Origin of the sequence: Micromonospora sp. NPDC127501, assembly GCF_040302185.1 — a bacterium.
GTDB lineage: Bacteria > Actinomycetota > Actinomycetes > Mycobacteriales > Micromonosporaceae > Micromonospora.
Window position 1 is genome coordinate 427,420 of record NZ_JBEORJ010000005.1, and the last position, 16,684, is coordinate 444,103.

General features: G+C 72.0%; 20 protein-coding genes. 13 read left to right on the forward strand and 7 right to left on the reverse strand.

From position 1 onward, the window contains the following. Window positions 1–143: 143 nt before the first annotated feature. Window positions 144–362 (forward strand): hypothetical protein, encoded by a 219-nt coding sequence (locus ABTW72_RS14685; RefSeq protein ID WP_091405628.1) that lies wholly within the window; start codon window positions 144–146, stop codon window positions 360–362. Here the strand turns inward: ABTW72_RS14685 and ABTW72_RS14690 are convergent. Beyond that, on the reverse strand, window positions 329–1,081 hold the full coding sequence (locus ABTW72_RS14690) for a phosphodiesterase (protein WP_350858688.1): 753 nt from the start codon (window positions 1,079–1,081) through the stop codon (window positions 329–331). The genes ABTW72_RS14685 and ABTW72_RS14690 overlap by 34 nt on opposite strands. A 103-nt stretch (window positions 1,082–1,184) precedes the next feature. On the opposite strand from ABTW72_RS14690, the gene ABTW72_RS14695 reads away from it, so the two are divergent. The 4 genes from ABTW72_RS14695 (at window position 1,185) to ABTW72_RS14710 (ending at window position 5,592) form a co-directional block, all read left to right on the forward strand. Next, the gene (locus ABTW72_RS14695) at window positions 1,185–2,474 is read left to right on the forward strand and encodes a M16 family metallopeptidase (protein ID WP_350858690.1); all 1,290 of its coding nucleotides are present in this window, start codon (window positions 1,185–1,187) and stop codon (window positions 2,472–2,474) included. Beyond that, complete coding sequence (locus ABTW72_RS14700) at window positions 2,471–3,808, forward strand: M16 family metallopeptidase (protein ID WP_350858693.1); 1,338 nt, start codon at window positions 2,471–2,473, stop codon at window positions 3,806–3,808. Before ABTW72_RS14695 ends, ABTW72_RS14700 begins: the two co-directional genes overlap by 4 nt. A gap of 162 nt (window positions 3,809–3,970) precedes the next feature. Next, entirely contained in the window at window positions 3,971–4,996 is a 1,026-nt protein-coding gene (locus tag ABTW72_RS14705) for an aspartate-semialdehyde dehydrogenase (protein WP_091405615.1), read from the forward strand. Between the two features lie 155 nt (window positions 4,997–5,151). After that, on the forward strand, window positions 5,152–5,592 hold the full coding sequence (locus ABTW72_RS14710) for a PPOX class F420-dependent oxidoreductase (RefSeq protein WP_350858941.1): 441 nt from the start codon (window positions 5,152–5,154) through the stop codon (window positions 5,590–5,592). Window positions 5,593–5,607: 15 nt separating this feature from the next. Here ABTW72_RS14710 and ABTW72_RS14715 read toward each other — a convergent pair whose 3' ends face one another. Then, on the reverse strand, window positions 5,608–6,189 hold the full coding sequence (locus ABTW72_RS14715) for a nucleotidyltransferase family protein (RefSeq protein WP_350858697.1): 582 nt from the start codon (window positions 6,187–6,189) through the stop codon (window positions 5,608–5,610). A 96-nt stretch (window positions 6,190–6,285) separates the two neighbouring features. Between ABTW72_RS14715 and ABTW72_RS14720 the strand changes: the two genes are divergently transcribed. From ABTW72_RS14720 to ABTW72_RS14755, 8 genes are all read left to right on the forward strand, one after another. After that, window positions 6,286–6,468: a TMEM175 family protein gene (locus ABTW72_RS14720; protein WP_350858700.1), complete on the forward strand. Its 183-nt coding sequence runs from the start codon at window positions 6,286–6,288 to the stop codon at window positions 6,466–6,468. A gap of 5 nt (window positions 6,469–6,473) precedes the next feature. Further along, complete coding sequence (locus ABTW72_RS14725; RefSeq protein ID WP_350858702.1) at window positions 6,474–6,602, forward strand: hypothetical protein; 129 nt, start codon at window positions 6,474–6,476, stop codon at window positions 6,600–6,602. Window positions 6,603–6,675: 73 nt separating this feature from the next. Continuing rightward, the gene (locus tag ABTW72_RS14730) at window positions 6,676–7,092 is read left to right on the forward strand and encodes a CBS domain-containing protein (RefSeq protein ID WP_091405600.1); all 417 of its coding nucleotides are present in this window, start codon (window positions 6,676–6,678) and stop codon (window positions 7,090–7,092) included. 312 nt (window positions 7,093–7,404) lie between these two features. Further along, window positions 7,405–7,776 carry an SCP2 sterol-binding domain-containing protein gene (locus ABTW72_RS14735; RefSeq protein WP_091405597.1) on the forward strand — a complete coding sequence of 124 codons (372 nt, stop codon included), beginning with the start codon at window positions 7,405–7,407 and terminating at the stop codon, window positions 7,774–7,776. Next, window positions 7,776–9,836: an amylo-alpha-1,6-glucosidase gene (locus tag ABTW72_RS14740; RefSeq protein ID WP_350858707.1), complete on the forward strand. Its 2,061-nt coding sequence runs from the start codon at window positions 7,776–7,778 to the stop codon at window positions 9,834–9,836. The genes ABTW72_RS14735 and ABTW72_RS14740 overlap by 1 nt, the downstream gene beginning before the upstream one ends. Window positions 9,837–9,931: 95 nt before the next feature. Further along, window positions 9,932–10,684, forward strand: coding sequence for a lysophospholipid acyltransferase family protein (locus ABTW72_RS14745; RefSeq protein ID WP_350858710.1), 753 nt, complete (start codon window positions 9,932–9,934; stop codon window positions 10,682–10,684). A 99-nt stretch (window positions 10,685–10,783) separates the two neighbouring features. Further along, window positions 10,784–11,392 carry an isochorismatase family protein gene (locus ABTW72_RS14750; RefSeq protein ID WP_350858713.1) on the forward strand — a complete coding sequence of 203 codons (609 nt, stop codon included), beginning with the start codon at window positions 10,784–10,786 and terminating at the stop codon, window positions 11,390–11,392. 4 nt (window positions 11,393–11,396) lie between these two features. After that, complete coding sequence (locus tag ABTW72_RS14755; RefSeq protein ID WP_350858716.1) at window positions 11,397–12,377, forward strand: GlxA family transcriptional regulator; 981 nt, start codon at window positions 11,397–11,399, stop codon at window positions 12,375–12,377. On the opposite strand, the gene ABTW72_RS14760 is transcribed toward ABTW72_RS14755, so the two are convergent. From ABTW72_RS14760 to ABTW72_RS14780, 5 genes are all read right to left on the reverse strand, one after another. Further along, window positions 12,259–12,981 (reverse strand): hypothetical protein, encoded by a 723-nt coding sequence (locus ABTW72_RS14760; protein ID WP_350858719.1) that lies wholly within the window; start codon window positions 12,979–12,981, stop codon window positions 12,259–12,261. The two genes, ABTW72_RS14755 and ABTW72_RS14760, sit on opposite strands and share 119 nt — an antisense overlap. A gap of 72 nt (window positions 12,982–13,053) precedes the next feature. Continuing rightward, a complete protein-coding gene (locus tag ABTW72_RS14765) occupies window positions 13,054–13,767 on the reverse strand; it encodes a response regulator (protein ID WP_091405585.1) in 714 nt (237 codons plus the stop codon). Next, window positions 13,740–14,948, reverse strand: coding sequence for a hypothetical protein (locus tag ABTW72_RS14770; RefSeq protein WP_350858722.1), 1,209 nt, complete (start codon window positions 14,946–14,948; stop codon window positions 13,740–13,742). Before ABTW72_RS14770 ends, ABTW72_RS14765 begins: the two co-directional genes overlap by 28 nt. After that, on the reverse strand, window positions 14,938–16,116 hold the full coding sequence (locus ABTW72_RS14775; RefSeq protein ID WP_350858943.1) for a sensor histidine kinase: 1,179 nt from the start codon (window positions 16,114–16,116) through the stop codon (window positions 14,938–14,940). The genes ABTW72_RS14770 and ABTW72_RS14775 overlap by 11 nt, the downstream gene beginning before the upstream one ends. Window positions 16,117–16,234: 118 nt before the next feature. Further along, window positions 16,235–16,630 carry a VOC family protein gene (locus tag ABTW72_RS14780; RefSeq protein WP_350858725.1) on the reverse strand — a complete coding sequence of 132 codons (396 nt, stop codon included), beginning with the start codon at window positions 16,628–16,630 and terminating at the stop codon, window positions 16,235–16,237. Window positions 16,631–16,684: the final 54 nt, after the last annotated feature.

The window sequence follows — 16,684 nt, forward strand, 5'->3', positions numbered from 1 at the left end:
CGTGCGAGCCGGCTGCCTAAACCATCGATAGGAACGCGTCACCGGGCCAGCGTACCCGACCGGACGCCCTCACCCGTCCTGTCGTCCCAAGATGCGGGGCGAAGATCGCGTGCCGGGGGTGCGGTCGGGGTAACAGGGGTGCCATGACACACGAGCAGAGCGATCAGGAGCGGGTGGAGTCCCGCGCGCACCACCTCCTGCCCGAGGAGGAGGCGGTGGGCAGCGACGACCCGGAGGCGCAGGCGGAGGCCATCCTCGCCGATTCGGACATCCGCGAAGCGGACCAGAACGCCGCACCGGACACGGTGCTGGAGCGTCGTACCTCGGATCAGACCGTGGTGGCGGTCGAACCGCCGGACTGAGCGGTCGCCCCGCGGGCCCGGCGCGACCCCCGGTAGGTCTGGTCGCGCAGCCAGGCGAGCGGACCTGCCACCCGCAGTTCGGGTGGCAGGTTGCGCACCGGGTCGAACGCGAGCGCCGCGTCCTCCGCGGCGCTGAGCTGGGCATCGAGGCTGACCTGCCCGACCAGCCGCCACGGCCCCACCGCCGACGCGACCGCGAGCACCAGGCGCGGGGTGTCCGTCCGGGTCGCGGCGGCCGCCGTGGCAAGGCTCCGACCGAGGTCGGCCGAGTCGGGGTCGGCCAGGGCGGCCAGCCAGAGGCGGCGCGGACCCGCGCGGTAGCACGTGATCGTGCTGTACGTGCCGGTGAAGCGGCGTCGGGGCAGCGGCAGGTTCCGCAGCAGCGGGGCCGCGCCGCTGGAGCTGACCAGCAGGTCGAACGGCCGGCCGCCGTCGCGGTGCAGGCGCAGCGCGAGGCCCAGGACGTCGGGCCAACTGCCGGGCGTGGGCGTCCCCTTGGAGAGCCGGATGGTGGTCCGGTACCGGCCGGGGTGGTCCAGCAGGGCGACCCCGGTGGGCGGTCCGGGCGTACCCCAGATCACCGTCTCGCCGACGAACGAGCGACCGGCCGGATGCAGCAGCCGGCCGCGGCGCAGCCGGCCGAGTGCGGTGCTGGCGCGTTCGACGGCGGTGGCGGTGGCCCGGCCGGCGGACCGGGACGGAGGCGGGGTGACGGTCATTGCTCTCCGGTACCCCACGCGGCGGTTCCGATGCCGCCCGGGTCGGCTCGCCGACCGACCGCACGTCACCTTTCCGCCTCCGAGATCGGATAGCGTCGGGGGCATGCCCGACAGCGGTTACCCCTGGCCCATTCAGACGTCCCGACTGGACAACGGCCTGCGCGTGGTGGTGAGTGAGGATCGCACCGCGCCCGCCGTGGCCGTCAACCTCTGGTACGACGTCGGCTCCCGGCACGAGCCGGCCGGGCAGACCGGTTTCGCCCACCTCTTCGAGCACCTGATGTTCGAGGGCTCGGTGAACGTGGCGAAGACCGAGCACATGAAGCTGATCCAGGGCTCCGGCGGCTCGCTCAACGCCACCACCAACCCGGACCGGACCAACTACTTCGAGACGGTCCCGGCCGAGCACCTGGAGCTGGCGCTCTGGTTGGAGGCCGACCGGATGGGTGGCCTGGTCCCCGCCCTCACCCAGGAGACGCTGGACAACCAGCGGGACGTGGTGAAGAACGAGCGCCGGCAGCGCTACGAGAACGTGCCGTACGGCGACGCCTGGCTGCGGTTGCTGCCGCTGCTCTATCCGTCGGGGCACCCCTACCACCACGCGACGATCGGCTCGATGGCCGACCTGAACGCCGCCGACCTGGCTACCTTCCAGGCGTTCCACCAGACCTACTACGCGCCGAACAACGCGGTGCTCACCGTGGTCGGCGACGCCACCGCCTCCGACGTGTTCGCGCTCGCCGACAAGTACTTCGGCGCGCTGCCCGCCCGCGACGACATTCCGCCGGCACCGGACGGCCGCAGCGTCCCCGCCACCGGGCAGACGGCCGTCGAGTCGGTGAGCGCCGACGTGCCGGCGCCACGGGTCTACATCGCCCACCGCAGCTACCCGTTCGGCAGCCCGGGATACAACGTGATCACCGTGCTCGCCACCATCCTGGGTAGCGGCCGGGGCAGCCGGCTCTACCAGCGCCTCGCCGATGGTGAGCGGATCGCGCAACCGGACCTGGTCGGGGCGTACGGGGTGGACCTCGCCCACGCCCCGGCACCGCTGATCGCCACCGCCACCGCCCGCCCCGGAGTGAGCGCCGAGCGGCTGGCCGAAGGGCTGGCCGAGGTCGTCGACGAGCTGGCCACCGTGCCGGTCACCGCCGCCGAGCTGGACCGGGCCAAGGCGTTGCTCACCACCGGGTGGTGGCGTCAGCTGTCCACCGTCGACGGCCGCGCGGACCTGCTCGGCCGGTACGCCACGCAGTTCGGTGACCCGGCCCGCATCGCCGAGCAGTTGCCGGCCCTGCTCGCGGTCACCGCCGAGCAGATCGCCGAGGCCGCCGCCGACGTGCTCGCCACCGACCGGGTGACCCTGACCTACCTGCCCGAGGAGACCTCATGACGCTGATCGCCGACCGTCCCGGCCCGGGTGCCGCCCGCCCGTACCGGTTCCCGCCGGTGGTCCGCCGCGCCGCGGCCGGTGGTCAGGTCGTCGCCGCGCACCTGCCGGGGCAGAACCTCGCCGTGGCCCTGCTGCTGCTCGACGTGGGCGCGGGCCAGGAGCCGGTCGGCAAGGAGGGCCTGTCCGGTGTGCTGGCCAAGGCGTTGGAGGAGGGGACCGCACAGCGGGACGCCGCCGCGTACGCGCTCGCCGTCGAAGGGCTCGGCACCGCGTTGTCCACCGGTCTGGACTGGGACTCGTTCCAGGCCAGCGTGGTGATCCCGGTGGACCGGCTGAGTGCCGCCGTGGAGCTGCTCGCCGAGGCGGTCCGGACGCCCAGGCTCGACCCCGCCGACGTACGCCGGGTCCGCGACGACGAGGCGACCGCGCTCCGGATGGACTGGGCCAACCCCGGCCCGCGCGCCGACGCCGCGCTGCGCGCCGACCTGTTCGGTGCACAGAACCGCTGGGGCCGGCCGATGCACGGCGACCCGGAGTCGGTCGCTGGTTTGGACGTGGAGGACGTGACGGTCTTCCACTCCGAGTGGTTCCTGCGCCCCGGCACCCTGATCGTCGCCGGTGACCTGGACCGGATCGACCTGGACGCGCTGGCCGCCGCGGCGTTCGCCGGCACCGGCGGTGGCCCCGCCCAGCGGGGCGGTCCCATCGAGGTGCCGCTGCACACCGGTCGGCGGATCATCCTGGTGGACCGGCCCGGCTCGGTGCAGTCCACGCTGCGGCTGGGCCACCCGTCGCCGCACCGGGCGCACCCCGACCACGTGCCGATGACACTCGCCGGCACGGTGCTCGGCGGGGCGTTCACCTCCCGACTCAACCACCTGCTGCGGGAGGTGCACGGCTACACCTACGGCATCCGGGGCGACTTCGCCGCGTCGCGGCGGTTCGGTCGGTTCGCTGTCAGTTCCGGCGTGCAGACGGCGGTCACCGCGCCGGCCCTGGTCGAGGCGGTGGGGGAGATCACCCGTACCCAGGCCACCGGGGTGACGGAGGACGAGCTGGAGGTGGCCCGCTCCTGGCGGGCCGGGCAGCTCTCGGTCGAGTTGCAGAGCCCCCGGGCGATCGCCTCCGCGCTGACCACCCTGGTGGTGCACGACCTGCCGGACGACTACCACGCGCGGTTGCGCGAGTCGCTGCTCTCCGCCGACGTTGACCAGGTCTCCGCGGCGGCGGCCACCCACCTGCACCCGGAAGCCCTCACCCTGGTCATCGAGGGCGACGCCGCGGTGATCCGCGACGACCTGGAGGCCACCGCCCTAGGAGATCTCCTCCCCTGACGCCCCCGGACAAACGCCGTTGATCAAGAGGTCTGCGTCATCCGGAGCACGGTTTCTGACGCAGATCTCTTGATCGACAGATGGTGGGCGGGGTGTGAGGTGGAACCCGGGGGGTGGGAAAGGGGTCCCGGTTTCCGGGGTGGGGTCGGTAGCCTCGCGGGCATGAGGATCGGCATTGTGGGGGCCACCGGCCAGGTCGGTGGCGTGATGCGGCAGGTGCTGACGGAGCGGAAGTTCCCGGCGGAGCAGGTGCGGTTGTTCGCCTCGGCGCGGTCCGCCGGGCGTACGCTGCCGTGGCGCGACGGTGAGGTGACCGTCGAGGACGCGGCGACCGCGGACTATTCCGAGCTGGACATCGTGCTCTTCTCGGCCGGTAAGGGCACGGCCCGGGAGTTGGCGCCACGGGTCGCCGAGGCCGGCGCCGTGGTGATCGACAACTCGTCGGCGTTCCGGATGGACCCGCAGGTGCCGCTGGTGGTCGCCGAGGTCAACCCGCACGCCGCCCTGGACCGCCCGAAGGGCATCATCGCCAACCCCAACTGCACCACGATGGCCGCGATGCCGGTGCTGCGTCCGCTGCACGCCGAAGCTGGCCTGGTGGGCCTGGTCGTCTCCACCTACCAGGCGGTTTCCGGCGCGGGGCTGGCCGGCGTCGCCGAGCTGGACGAGCAGGTCCGCAAGGTGGCCGAGCACGCCGCCGGGCTGGCCTTCGACGGGTCGGCCGTGGAGTTCCCCGCACCGCGCTCGTTCACCCAGCCGATCGCCTTCAACGTCCTCCCGCTGGCCGGTTCGATCGTCGACGACGGCTCGTTCGAGACCGACGAGGAGCAGAAGCTCCGCAACGAGAGCCGCAAGATCCTGGAGATCCCCGACCTGTTGGTCTCCGGCACCTGTGTCCGGGTGCCGGTCTTCACCGGGCACTCGCTCCAGATCAACGCCCGGTTCGCCCGGCCGCTCACCCCGCAGCGCGCCCACGAGCTGCTGGCCGACGCGCCCGGGGTGGCACTGACCGACGTCCCGACGCCGTTGCAGGCCGCCGGCCAGGACCCGACCTACGTGGGTCGGATCCGCGCCGACGAGACCGTCGAGTACGGGCTGGCGTTGTTCTGCTCCAACGACAACCTGCGCAAGGGTGCCGCGCTGAACGCGGTGCAACTCGCCGAGCTGGTCGCCGCCGAGCGCCGCTGACCGGCACTGTCGCACTCTCACCGAGCCCTCGCCGTCCGTCGGCGAGGGCTCGGTGCCGTTCCGGGTGGTCGCCCTGCCGTTCCGGTGGTCGCCCGCGGCGGCCGGCAGGTCGTGCTTGGATGGGTCGGAGACGATCGTCCAACCTGGAGGACACCATGCCGGATGACCGCACCCAGCAGGCGTTGACCGATCTGGTTGCCGGCCGCTCGATGGGCGTGCTCGCCACCATCAAGCGGGACGGGCGTCCGCAGCTGTCCACGGTGCTCTACTCCTTCGACCGGGACGCGGGCCTGATCCGGGTCTCGGTCACCGACAGCCGCGCCAAGACCGCCAACCTGCGCCGCGACCCGCGCGCCAGCTTCCACGTCAGCAACGAGGACGGCTGGGCGTACGCGGTGGTCGAGGGTCGCGCCGAACTGACCCCGCCGGCCACCCGGCTCGACGACGAGACCGTCGAGGAGTTGGTGGCGCTCTACCGCGGGCTGAGCGGTGAACACCCCGACTGGGACGAGTACCGCCAGGCCATGGTCGACGAGGGACGGATCGTGCTACGCCTGCACGTCGAGCGGCTCTACGGGATGGCGCCCCAGGGCTGACCCGCCCACAGCCGATCAGCCCGGCTCGATCACGGTCACGCCGGGCCAACGCTGCGCCGGCCGGTGCCGGGCCAACCGCTGCCGCGACCGGGCCACGTCCACCCGGGCCGGGTTGTGCCGCCACACCCCGGCCAGCAGATCCGTCAGACCGTACGGGGCGCAGACCCTGAGTCGGCCGGCCTGGTCCAGGCGGACGGCCACCGCTGTCGCGTACTCCGGCCAGGTGGCGACCGCCTCGGCCACGCTGCGGTACGGCTCGATCGGGTCGCCGCCGAACTTGGCCGCGTACCAGGTGTGCACCGCCGCCTGGTTGCGCGCCTGCCACGGCGGCTGCGGCCACATCCCGGCCAGCCGGGCGGTGGCCCGGTCGTCGTCGGCGCGGGTCAGCCTCGCCGGGTCGAAGAAGACCACGTCCACGTCGCGGACCCGCGCCGGGTCGAACCCGTCGCCGTACCGCTCGCCCCACACCAGGTCGCGCAGGGCGCCCGCGCCGATCCAGGCGTCCGGCAGCCCGGAATCACGCACGACGGTCAGCGCCCGGGTCAACCAATCGCTGCCGGAGACCAGTTCCCGCAGCTCCTCCTCGCCCGTCATCATCCGCCCACCGTAGGCAGCGGAGCCGACATGCGCCGCCCGTCGACGGGTACATCGCCCCTGCTTCGCCGTCGCGGGACGTCGGGGAGGGGGTGGGCGATGGGCACCGGCACGGGCAGCGACGAGACCAGCCCCGGCGGCCCGGCCCTGCGGCGGGAAACCTCCCGGCTGCTGTCGTTCAGCGACGGGGTCTTCGCCATCATCATCACGCTGCTGGTGCTCGACCTCCAGCCGCCTCGGGTCGGCCGCGGTCAGCTTCTGCACGCGCTGGTCGAGCAGTGACCGGCGTGGTCGTCCACGGTCTGGTCGGATTCCTGGCCAGTCCGCTGTTCGCGCTGGTGATCTTCCTGCTGCTGCCGGCGTTCTACAGCCGGACCAGCAGCGGCTTCTACGAACTGCGGCACCCGCGCGGATAGGCCGGGGCCGTATGCGTTACCCCCTCCCGGGCGGCGGGTAGACGGGCCGTGCCGACACCGAGAGGGGAGCACCATGACAACGGTCGGAGAGTTCATGACGACCCGGTTGGTGACGATGGACGGCAACGACACGCTCATCGCCGCCGCGCAGGAGATGCGTGACAGCGCGATCGGCGATGTGGTGGTGACCGACGGCGACAGTGTGGTCGGCATCGTCACGGACCGGGACATCACGGTCCGAGGTGTCGCGGAGAACATGGACCCGGGCTCGACCCGGTTGAGCCAGATCACCACTCGCGACGTGATCACGGTGAGTCAGTACGACGACGCCGTGGCCGCCGCGGACCTGATGCGGACGTACGCCGTACGCCGACTTCCGGTGATCGACGACGGGCGCCTGATCGGCCTGGTGTCGATGGGTGACCTCGCGGTCGAGCGGGAACCGCAGTCGGTCCTGGCCGACATCAGCGCCGACGACCCGAACAACTGACCCGTCCGCCGCGGCACGCGCCGGCTCTCCCCTTCCGGGAGGGCCGGCGCTGTGGCGTCGTCACCCCTCGGTGATCAAGAGGTTCGCGTCACGACACGCCGAAAGCGATGACGCAAAAGCTCTTGATCACCGCCGCAGGGGCAGGGCGGCGGGCGGGGGTGGAGGCGGGGTGGGTGACGGGTCACCCGAATTGGGCGAGGTTGAGCGGGTGAGCGGCGGGGACCCGTGCGGGGACGTGCAACGCCGGCCGTCCGTGCGACGCGAGCGCGGTGGGTGGGATCCCCGGCCCGGCAACTGGGAGGAGTGGACCCGATGGTGGACGCGACCACGAGGTTCTTCGAGGACCTGGACCGGCGGGGGTACGAACCCCTGCTGGCCAAGACCTCCGGGACGCTGCGGATCGACCTGCACGAGGGGGCGCAGACCCGGCACTGGCTGCTGAGGATCGACCACGGCCGGCTGAACGTCAGTCAGGAGGACCAGGAGGCCGACACGGTGATCGGCGCGAGCCCGGTCCTCTTCGACGACATCGCCTCGGGGCGCGAGCACGGCCTGGCCGCGTTGTTGCGGGGGGACATGACGGTGTCGGGCGACGCGCGTCTCGTCGTACAGGTGGAGCGGATCTTCCCGGGTTCCCCGGACGCCCGCGGGCCGCGTCGGCGATTCGCCGGGGAGGTGCACTGATGGGGCAGAGCAACACGATCCGGATCCTGGACGGCAACACGTTCGTCGTCTGCGAGGACACCGGTGACATCGAGGCGACGCCGAGCGAGCCCACCGGGCTCTTCTCCATCGACACCCGGTTCCTGTCGACCTGGGTGCTGACCGTCAACGGTGAGCGACTCAACTCGCTCTCCTACGACGACCTGCAGTACTTCGAGTCGCGATTCTTCCTGGTTCCGGGGATGGCCACGCACTACGTGGACGCGAAGCTGTCGATCATCCGGGAGCGCACGGTGGGTGGCAGCTTCTGTGAGCAGCTGACCATTCTCAACCACGACGAGAAGCCGGTCGACCTGGAAGTCCGGATGGACGCGGCGTCGGACTTCGCCGACCTGTTCCAGGTCAAGGACGAGATCCTGAACAAGAAGGGCGAGATCTACACCGAGGTGGAGTCGGACCGGCTGCGGCTGGGGTACCGGCGGGGGAACTTCCGGCGGGAGACGATCATCTCGTCGTCGATGTCGGCCCGGTACGACAGCAGGGGCTTCACGTACACGGTGCACCTGGAGCCCAACGAGCAGTGGGACGCCTCGATCGACGTGCAGACCCACGCGGTCGGGCCCGGCGGCCGGGACCTGCGGTTCGGGCTGCGCAAGCACGGCACCGAGCGGCTCGCTCTCCAGCACGACCTGGAGAAGTGGATCGCCGACGCACCGAAGGTCAACAGTGAGCACGGTCGGGTGGCCAGCACGTACCGGCGCAGTCTGATCGACCTGGCGGCGCTGCGCTTCTCGCCGCTGTCGCTGGGCGGCGCCACCCTGCCCGCCGCCGGTCTGCCCTGGTTCATGACCATGTTCGGCCGGGACAGCATCCTCACCTGCCTGCAGACGCTGCCGTTCACTCCGCAGCTGTCGAAGACGACGCTGCGCATCCTGGCGTCCCTTCAGGGCAGCCGGTTCGACGACTTCCGGGACGAGGACCCGGGGCGGATCCTGCACGAGATGCGCTACGGCGAGACCGCTGCCTTCGAGGAACAGCCACACTCGCCGTACTACGGCTCGGTCGACGCGACGCCGCTGTTCATCGTGCTGCTCGACGAGTACGAGCGGTGGAGCGGGGACGTCGCGCTGGTCAAGGAGTTGGAGCAGGAGTCCCGGGCGGCGCTGAGGTGGATCGACAACTACGCCGACCTGGTCGGCACCGGCTACATCTGGTACGAGCGACGCAACACCGAGACCGGTCTGGAGAACCAGTGCTGGAAGGACTCCTGGGACTCGATCTCCTACTCCGACGGCACGCTGCCGCCGTTCCCACGGGCCACCTGCGAGGTGCAGGGGTACGCGTACGACGCGAAGGTCCGCGCGGCCCGGTTGGCGCGCGAGTTCTGGGGTGACCCGGAGTTCGCCGACCAGTTGGAGCGGGAGGCGGCAGAGCTGAAGGAGCGGTTCAACCGGGACTGGTGGGTGGACGACGGCGAGTACTTCGCCCTGGCCCTGGACCCGGACGGCCGGCAGTGCGACATCCTCAGCTCCAACATCGGCCACCTGTTGTGGAGCGGGATCGTCGAACCCGAGCGGGCGGAGAAGCTCGCCGCGCACCTGGTCGGGCCGCGGCTCTTCTCCGGCTGGGGGGTTCGCACCCTCGCCGAGGGGGAGGCCCGCTACAACCCCATCGGCTACCACAACGGCACGATCTGGCCGTTCGACAACTCGTTCATCGCCTGGGGTCTGCGCCGTTACGGCTTCGCCGAGGAGGCCGCGACCATCGCGAACGGCATCCTGGACGCGGCCACGTACTTCGACGGCCGGTTGCCGGAGGCGTTCGGCGGCTATCCGCGGGAGCTGACCAAGTTCCCGGTGGAGTACCCGACGGCGTGCAGTCCGCAGGCCTGGTCGACCGGTACGCCGCTGTTGCTGCTGCGGACCATGCTCGGTCTGGAGCCACATGAGGGTCACCTGTCGGTCGAGCCACGGCTGCCGGTGGGGATGGGGCGCATCGAGGTGCTGGACATCCCCGGTCGGTGGGGTCGGGTGGACGCGTTCGCCCGGGGCCGACTGGAACTGAACAAGCTCGCCGACTGACACACCTGAGCGCCGAACCGGCGGTGGCGCGTCACCCGTGTCGCCGCCGGTTCGCCACCCAGCCGATCCCCAGCCGGTCAGGGTAGATTCTGCGAATGCCGGAGCTCGTGTACCCGCCCGTTATCGCCGCCGCCAAGACGCTGTTCCGGGTCCTCGACCTGAAGATCACCATCGAGGGCGCCCACCACGTACCCCGCACGGGCGGGGCGGTGCTGGCCAGCAACCACGTCAGCTACCTCGACTTCATCTTCGCCGGTCTGGGCGCGAACGCGTCGGGCCGGCTGGTCCGCTTCATGGCCAAGGATTCGGTCTTCACGCACAAGATCTCCGGCCCGCTGATGCGTGGGATGCGGCACATTCCGGTGGACCGGCAGGCCGGCGCGGCCTCGTTCCGCGCCGCGGTGGGCGCGCTCAAGCAGGGCGAGGTCGTCGGCGTCTTCCCCGAGGCGACGATCAGCCGGTCGTTCACCGTGAAGGAGCTCAAGAGCGGCACGGTCCGGATGGCCCGCTCGGCGAAGGTGCCGGTGCTGCCGGTCGCGTTGTGGGGCACCCAGCGCCTCTGGACCAAGGGCCGCCCGCGCACTCTGACCCGTCGGCACACGCCGATCACTATCCTGATCGGCGAGCCGATCGACCCGGCGGACTTCCCGGACCCGAACGTGCTGGCCGCCGAGCTGACCACCCGGCTCAGCGCCCTCGTCGACCGGGCGCAGCGGAATTATCCGGACACCCCCGCCGGCCCGGACGACACCTGGTGGCAGCCCGCGCACCTGGGCGGCAGCGCGCCCACACCGGAGGAGGCCGCCGCTCTGGACGCCGCCGCCGAGCACCGCGCCCCCAGCGCCTGACGCCGGGGGCCTCGACCCACGCCGAGTTGGCCGGATCGTTCCGCACCTGGACAGAATGGTGTCTGCCGGCGCGAACGCCGTCCGACCAGGATCGACGTCATGAGCAGAGCAGCACTCGTCGTGATCGACGTGCAAGAGTCCTTCCGTCAGCGCCCGATCTGGGCGTACGGCTCCAACCCCGACATGATCCGCCAGGTCGACCGGCTGGTGGCTGCCGCCCGGCAGCGCGGCGACCTGGTGGTCTGGGTCCTGCACTCGGAACCCGGGACGGGCGGGTTGTTCGACCCCGCCCTTTCCTACGTCCGGCTGATCGACGGGTTGGTCCCGGCCGAGGGTGAGCCGACGCTGGTCAAGACCGCGCACAACGCGTTCACCACCACGAACCTCCAGCAACTGCTCACCCGGGCCGGCATCACCGACATCACCGTCTGCGGCATCCGCACCGAGCAGTGCGTGGAGACCACCACCCGGGTCGGCGCGGACCTGGGCTACCGGATGACCTTCGTCACCGACGCCACGCTGACCTTCCCCATCCCACACCGGGACCTGCCGGAGACCGCCACGGTCGCGGAGATCCTCGCCGACCCGCGCACACTGACGAACGAGGAGATCGTGTCCCGCACCGAGTACGCGCTGGCGGGCCGCTTCGCGACCATCCGCACCGTGGACGAGGTCACCGGCGCGACCCTCGCCGGCAGCCGGGGCTGACGTCGTGACCCGGGTCGTCTTCCTGCTGGTCCCACAGCTGCACCTGCTGGACCTCGCCGGGCCGGCTCAGGTCTTCTCCAGCGCCGCCGACCTCGGGTACGACTACCAACTGCACTACGTCGCGGAGCGCGAGCAGGTGCCCACTGTGCAGGGCGTACCGCTGGTCTCCGACACCCGGTGGCCCGAGCTGGCCCCGGACGACCTGGTGATCGTGCCCGGTTGGCGGCCGGCGGCGCACGGGCCGCAGGGACCGGTGTCGCCGGGCGATCTGCGGCGGCTCGCCGAGCACCACGCGGCCGGTGGCACGGTGGCCAGTGTCTGCGCCGGGGCGTACGCGCTCGGGCGGGCCGGCCTGCTCGACGGCCGACGCTGCACCACCCACCACGAGGTGCAGGACGACCTGGCCCGCCGGCACCCGGCGGCCCAGGTCGTCCGAGACGTGCTGTACGTGGTGGACGACCGGGTGGTCACCTCGGCGGGCATCGCCAGTGGCATCGACGTGGCGCTGCACCTGGTGGCGACCCGGCACGGCCCGGCGACCGCCGCGAAGATCGCCCGCACGCTGGTCGTCTACGCCCGCCGCAACGGGCACGAGCCGCAGGCCAGCGCGTTGATGCGGCACCGCTCACACCTGTCCGACTCCGTGCACCGGGTGCAGGATCTGATCGACAGCCGGTTCGCCGAGCCCCTGCCGCTGGCCGAACTGGCCGCCGCCGGCGGTGTGGCCGAACGAACCCTGACCCGGCTCTTCCGGGCGAGCACCGGCCTCACCCCGCTCGGCTACCAGCAGCTGCTCCGGGTGGAACGGGCCGAGCACCTGATCGGGCACGGCACCACAGTGGAAGCCGCCGCGCGGGCGGTCGGCTTCACCGATGCCCGGATGCTGCGCCGCCTGCGAGCCCGTCCCACGAGGTCGGATCCGGTCTCGAGCGGTAGTAGTCGTCCCGGGAGTGGAACTCCACCGGCAACGAGCCGGGCAGCGTGATCCGGGTGTCCCCGGCGAGCAGACCGGGGCCGGCCCGCAGCAGCAGCACGTCGCGCTCCTGGGCCGAGAGGTCGACCAGTTGCGGACGGTTGAGCCGGAACATGGCCACCGCCCGGCGGACCTGCCGGGCCAGCGCCACGACCTCGGCGGTCGTTCCGCTGAGGGCCAACGCCGGCTGCTGAATGGTGCGCAGCGCGTCGCAGACGATCAGCAGCTGCGCCGGGGTGTCCGGCGCGCTCGTCGGCAGCTCCAACCGGGACGGCCACTGCCAGCGGATCTGACCGCTCATCAGGCCGTTCAGTCGAGCCGGCGGTCGGGCCCGGTGCGTGCCGTCGGCGACCAGCGACAGGTGCGAGCCACTGCCCACCCAGCAGATCCGCTGGTCGGTGACTGTCACCGCGACCGGCTCTGGCAACTGCCAACGGCGTCGCACCTCGCTCGGCCCGAGCAGGTAGCCCGCGACCAGCAGCCGGTGTCGCCCGAGCAACCGTTCGCCGGGCACCGGTCGCAGGTTGTAGCGGCGGTCCAGGGTCGGGCCCACGTCGTCGTCGGGGGCGTCGAACCGGTGGGGACCGATGAAGAAGGGGGACGCGTCGGCGTGCATCGTCACGACCTTCCGGTCAGCTGGCTGTGTACTGAAGCCTTCCGGACCGCAGCGCCCCTGTCATGACGCCTGTTAGGGGGTCGGCCGGTCGTGTGTCGCCTGTGACCGGTAGATGCCGATCTCCTCCGGGCGGACGAGACCGTCCTCGATCGCACGGGCGAGCAGTGCCGCCTTTGTGGCGGCTGGTCGCCCCGCCCGGGTGTACTTGATCCGCGCCCGGTCGACGTACTGCTTCACGGTGTGCTCGCTGATCTGCATCCGCCGAGCCACCGACGCCTTGGACATCGACTGGAACCAGAGCAGCAGCGCCTCACGCTCCTTGTCGGACAACATCGGCCGGTCCGGCCGCGGGTCCCCGACCATCGCACCGGCCAGCGCCGGCGGCACGTACGGGCGGTCGCTCGCGGCGGCCAACACCGTCTCCACGCAGTGTTCCCGGCCCTCGTGCTTGGCCAGGAACGCCACCGCCCCGGCGTCCAGCGCGGCGAGCATCGTCTGCGGGTCGGTGTGCTCCGAATAGACCACCACCCGCCGACCGGCGGCGCTCAGCTCGGCCAACTTGTCCAACGCCATCCGCCCGTGCAGCCGCAGGTCGAGCAGGATCACATCGGCGTGCGGCGCCGCCCGCAACACCGCGTCCGGGTCGTCGCCGGTGGCGAGCACCGTCAGACGAGGCTCGGTGGCGAGCCAGGCGCGGACCCCCTCGACCACCACCGGATGGTCATCGACGATCGCCACCCCGACCGGCCGATCGCCGGTCACCGCCGCCACCGGGTCTGCGCCCATCTGATGTTCCCGTCCCGTTCGTAGAGGTACTGCACCGGCCCGTCGTCGTGCTCCCCGGGGGGCGGGCCGGTCGACTCCGGTCCCTCCCGGTCCGGCGTGACCAGGCTGACCACCACGTCGTCCGAGCCGGAGACCACTGTCAGACGCGCCCATCCCCGGGCGTCGGCGAGGGTGCCGGTGAGCGGGTCGGCCAGCCGGCGGCGGACCTCCACCGGCAGCGGCGGCGGGGTGCCGATGGTGACCAGGTCGATCGGTAGGCCGTTGCGTTCCGCCAGGTCGGCGGCGGCGCGCAACTCGTGCAACAGCGGGTCGGGCACGTCGTCGGACTCGGCGATCAGCCGGCGCAGCCGGGCGGCGGCCAGCATGCACCGGCGCTGCACCTCCGGGTCGTCCGGGTCGGCCTGGCCGCCGGCCAGGTCCCCGAGGACCCGCCCGGCCGCCGAGCTGACCAGAGCGAGCCGGTCCCGGCGTTCCCGAAGGCCCCGCTCGGCGGCATCCCGCTCCGCGGCCATCGCGTGACCGGCGGCCGAGACGGCGGCCCGTTCCCGAGCCAGGCCGACGATGACAGTGCTGCCCACGAAGACCGCCACCGGCAGGGAGAACGTGCCGTAGACGTACATCACGTAGCGGGCCACGTCGGCCGGATCGGGGCCGTGCACGAGCACGGCGACCAGGGCGATCAACGCGTGCGTGCTGAGGAGCGCGATCAGCCCCACGACGCGCCGACCCCACACCGCCAGCACGAAGAACCAGCCGAGCGTGCCCCACACCCAGTTGGCGGCGGTGAACAACTGCCGCTCACCGGCCGCGGCGAAGACGGCCGCGTCGACGACCAGCAGCAGCCCGGCCAGCGGCCACGGCGGCAGCGGCGAGCCTTGCAGCAGCCGTACCCCGGCCACCGCGCCGGTCACCGCGACCAGGATCCAGGTGCCGAGCACCACCACTGGCGCGGCGAACTCCGCGCGGGCGGACAGCACCGCCGGTAACGCGATCGCGACGTGCCAGGCCAACGCGATGGCGACGGCGGCGATCCGGGCGCCCCGGTCGGACGCGTGCGCCACGGCGGCCGGCGCGGCGAGCGTCCCGGGGGAGTCCGGCTCGCGGGGGGTCGGGACGCTGGTGCGGTTCGGTGCCTCCGGCGCGTCGGTGGGGTGCGCCGGGGCGTTCAGGTCAGCCGACACCGGGCCACTCCAGTCGAATCCGGGTGCCCGCGCCGACGGCCGAGTGCACGACGGCCCGCCCACCGACCGTCGCCATCCGGCCGCGGATCGACTCGCGCAACCCGTAGCGGTGTGGTGGGACGGTGGCCAGGTCGAAGCCGGGGCCGTCGTCGGCGACCTCGACCACGACGCCGATCGCGTCGCGGCTCAGCCGCAGCGTGGCCCCGGCGCCCGGCGCGTGGCGGACCACGTTGGACAGCGCCGCGTAGGCGCTCTCGCTGATCGCGTCGGCCACCCCGACCGGGACCGTGCAGGACGCCAGGTCCAGCCGTACCGCCAGCTCGGGCAGCCGGTCGGCCACCAACCGCAACCGCCCGTCGAGCGGCACCGGGCCGTCGCCGGCCACCGGGCCGACGTCGGTGAGGGAGACGAGGGTACGCAGGTCGGCCGCGCACCGGTCCCGGAAGGCGACCGAGGGTCCCGCCACCGCGCCCAGCCCCACCATGGTCAGCGTCCCGAGCACTGTGTCGTGCAGGTCGCGGTTCTGCTGACGTTCGGCCTCGCGGGCGGCGCGCGCGACCAACGCCTCCCGGGTCATCCGCTGGTGTTCGACGAAGGCGCGGTCCGCCCGGCCGATGCGTCGGCGCATGACCGCCGCCATCATCGCCGTGCAGGCGGTCTGCACCAGTAGCGTGGCCGCGTGCGCCCTAGCCTCGGTGGGGTTGCCGGCGGCCTGCGCCCCGGTCACGTAGGTGGCCGTCACGAGTAGCCCGGCCGGGATCGACCAGCGTGCCGAGGTCGTGGCCTGTGTGTTGATCACCGTGGTGCTGGCCAGCACGGCGATCCAACTGCCCTCGCCGGGCAGCACCTCGGGCGCCACCAACACCGGGATGAGCAGGCAGGTCAGCGCGGTGAACGCCACGTCACCGGCCACGAGGCCGGGGCCGATGCCGTGGCGCAACGCGCGGTGCGCGTACCAGAGAGACCACCCGGTCAGCACTGCCACAGCAGGCAGCAACACCGTCTGCTGCACCGGCGGGGTCTGCACCGACACGGCCACCGCCGCGCCGAACAGCCCGCAGCTCAACCGCAGCAGCGCCGGCAATGTGGTGAAGATGAGGCCCAGGGCCCCGCCGGCCGGATTGTCCAGCGTGGGCGGCGGCACGGTGGGGGTGGCAACGGCCGGCATCGGGAAGTGTCCTTCCGACAACGACCCGGTCCGGGTCCACGCGGCGTAGATCGACATCGGACAATAGCATGGGGACTGTGACCGAGTGATCCTTTGCGTGCGGAGTGTCGCTAATGTGTCACTCTGTGCTGCGGGGTTGGAGAAGGTCCCAGCGGTTGCCGTAGATATCGACGAACACCGCTACCGAACCGTACGCCTCGTGCCGCGGTTCCTCCAGAAAACGCACCCCGGCCGCCACCATCCGGGCATGGTCGCGGGCGAAATCCTCCGTGTAGAGGAACAGCCCGACCCGGCCGCCGGTCTGGTCGCCGACCCGAGCCTGTTGCTCGGTGCTGCTCGGCCGGGCCAGCAGCAGGGCAGTCTCGCGGGCGCCCGCCGGGCGGACCACCACCCAGCGTGAACCGTCCGGTCGGGCGGTGTCCTCCACCAGCTCGAAACCGAGGTCGCCGACGTAGAAGTCGATCGCCTCGTCGTACTCCCTGACCAGTAGCGCGACAAGTCCCAGATGTGCCATTCGGTCATTCTGCCGGCGGATGCCCCCGGCCCGTCCGGCGACGTCCCCACCGGT

Excerpts from the sequence above, each read along its gene's own strand:
- ABTW72_RS14750 (WP_350858713.1), top strand. The coding sequence starts at position 10,784 with ATGAGCAGAGCAGCACTCGTCGTGATCGACGTGCAAGAGTCCTTCCGT.
- ABTW72_RS14715 (WP_350858697.1), bottom strand. The coding sequence starts at position 6,189 with ATGATGACGGGCGAGGAGGAGCTGCGGGAACTGGTCTCCGGCAGCGAT.
- ABTW72_RS14705 (WP_091405615.1), top strand. The coding sequence starts at position 3,971 with ATGAGGATCGGCATTGTGGGGGCCACCGGCCAGGTCGGTGGCGTGATG.
- ABTW72_RS14690 (WP_350858688.1), bottom strand. The coding sequence starts at position 1,081 with ATGACCGTCACCCCGCCTCCGTCCCGGTCCGCCGGCCGGGCCACCGCC.
- ABTW72_RS14780 (WP_350858725.1), bottom strand. The coding sequence starts at position 16,630 with ATGGCACATCTGGGACTTGTCGCGCTACTGGTCAGGGAGTACGACGAG.
- ABTW72_RS14720 (WP_350858700.1), top strand. The coding sequence starts at position 6,286 with ATGGGCACCGGCACGGGCAGCGACGAGACCAGCCCCGGCGGCCCGGCC.
- ABTW72_RS14775 (WP_350858943.1), bottom strand. The coding sequence starts at position 16,116 with ATGCCGGCCGTTGCCACCCCCACCGTGCCGCCGCCCACGCTGGACAAT.
- ABTW72_RS14710 (WP_350858941.1), top strand. The coding sequence starts at position 5,152 with ATGCCGGATGACCGCACCCAGCAGGCGTTGACCGATCTGGTTGCCGGC.
- ABTW72_RS14730 (WP_091405600.1), top strand. The coding sequence starts at position 6,676 with ATGACAACGGTCGGAGAGTTCATGACGACCCGGTTGGTGACGATGGAC.
- ABTW72_RS14695 (WP_350858690.1), top strand. The coding sequence starts at position 1,185 with ATGCCCGACAGCGGTTACCCCTGGCCCATTCAGACGTCCCGACTGGAC.
- ABTW72_RS14745 (WP_350858710.1), top strand. The coding sequence starts at position 9,932 with ATGCCGGAGCTCGTGTACCCGCCCGTTATCGCCGCCGCCAAGACGCTG.
- ABTW72_RS14765 (WP_091405585.1), bottom strand. The coding sequence starts at position 13,767 with ATGGGCGCAGACCCGGTGGCGGCGGTGACCGGCGATCGGCCGGTCGGG.
- ABTW72_RS14685 (WP_091405628.1), top strand. The coding sequence starts at position 144 with ATGACACACGAGCAGAGCGATCAGGAGCGGGTGGAGTCCCGCGCGCAC.
- ABTW72_RS14735 (WP_091405597.1), top strand. The coding sequence starts at position 7,405 with ATGGTGGACGCGACCACGAGGTTCTTCGAGGACCTGGACCGGCGGGGG.
- ABTW72_RS14760 (WP_350858719.1), bottom strand. The coding sequence starts at position 12,981 with ATGCACGCCGACGCGTCCCCCTTCTTCATCGGTCCCCACCGGTTCGAC.
- ABTW72_RS14740 (WP_350858707.1), top strand. The coding sequence starts at position 7,776 with ATGGGGCAGAGCAACACGATCCGGATCCTGGACGGCAACACGTTCGTC.
- ABTW72_RS14700 (WP_350858693.1), top strand. The coding sequence starts at position 2,471 with ATGACGCTGATCGCCGACCGTCCCGGCCCGGGTGCCGCCCGCCCGTAC.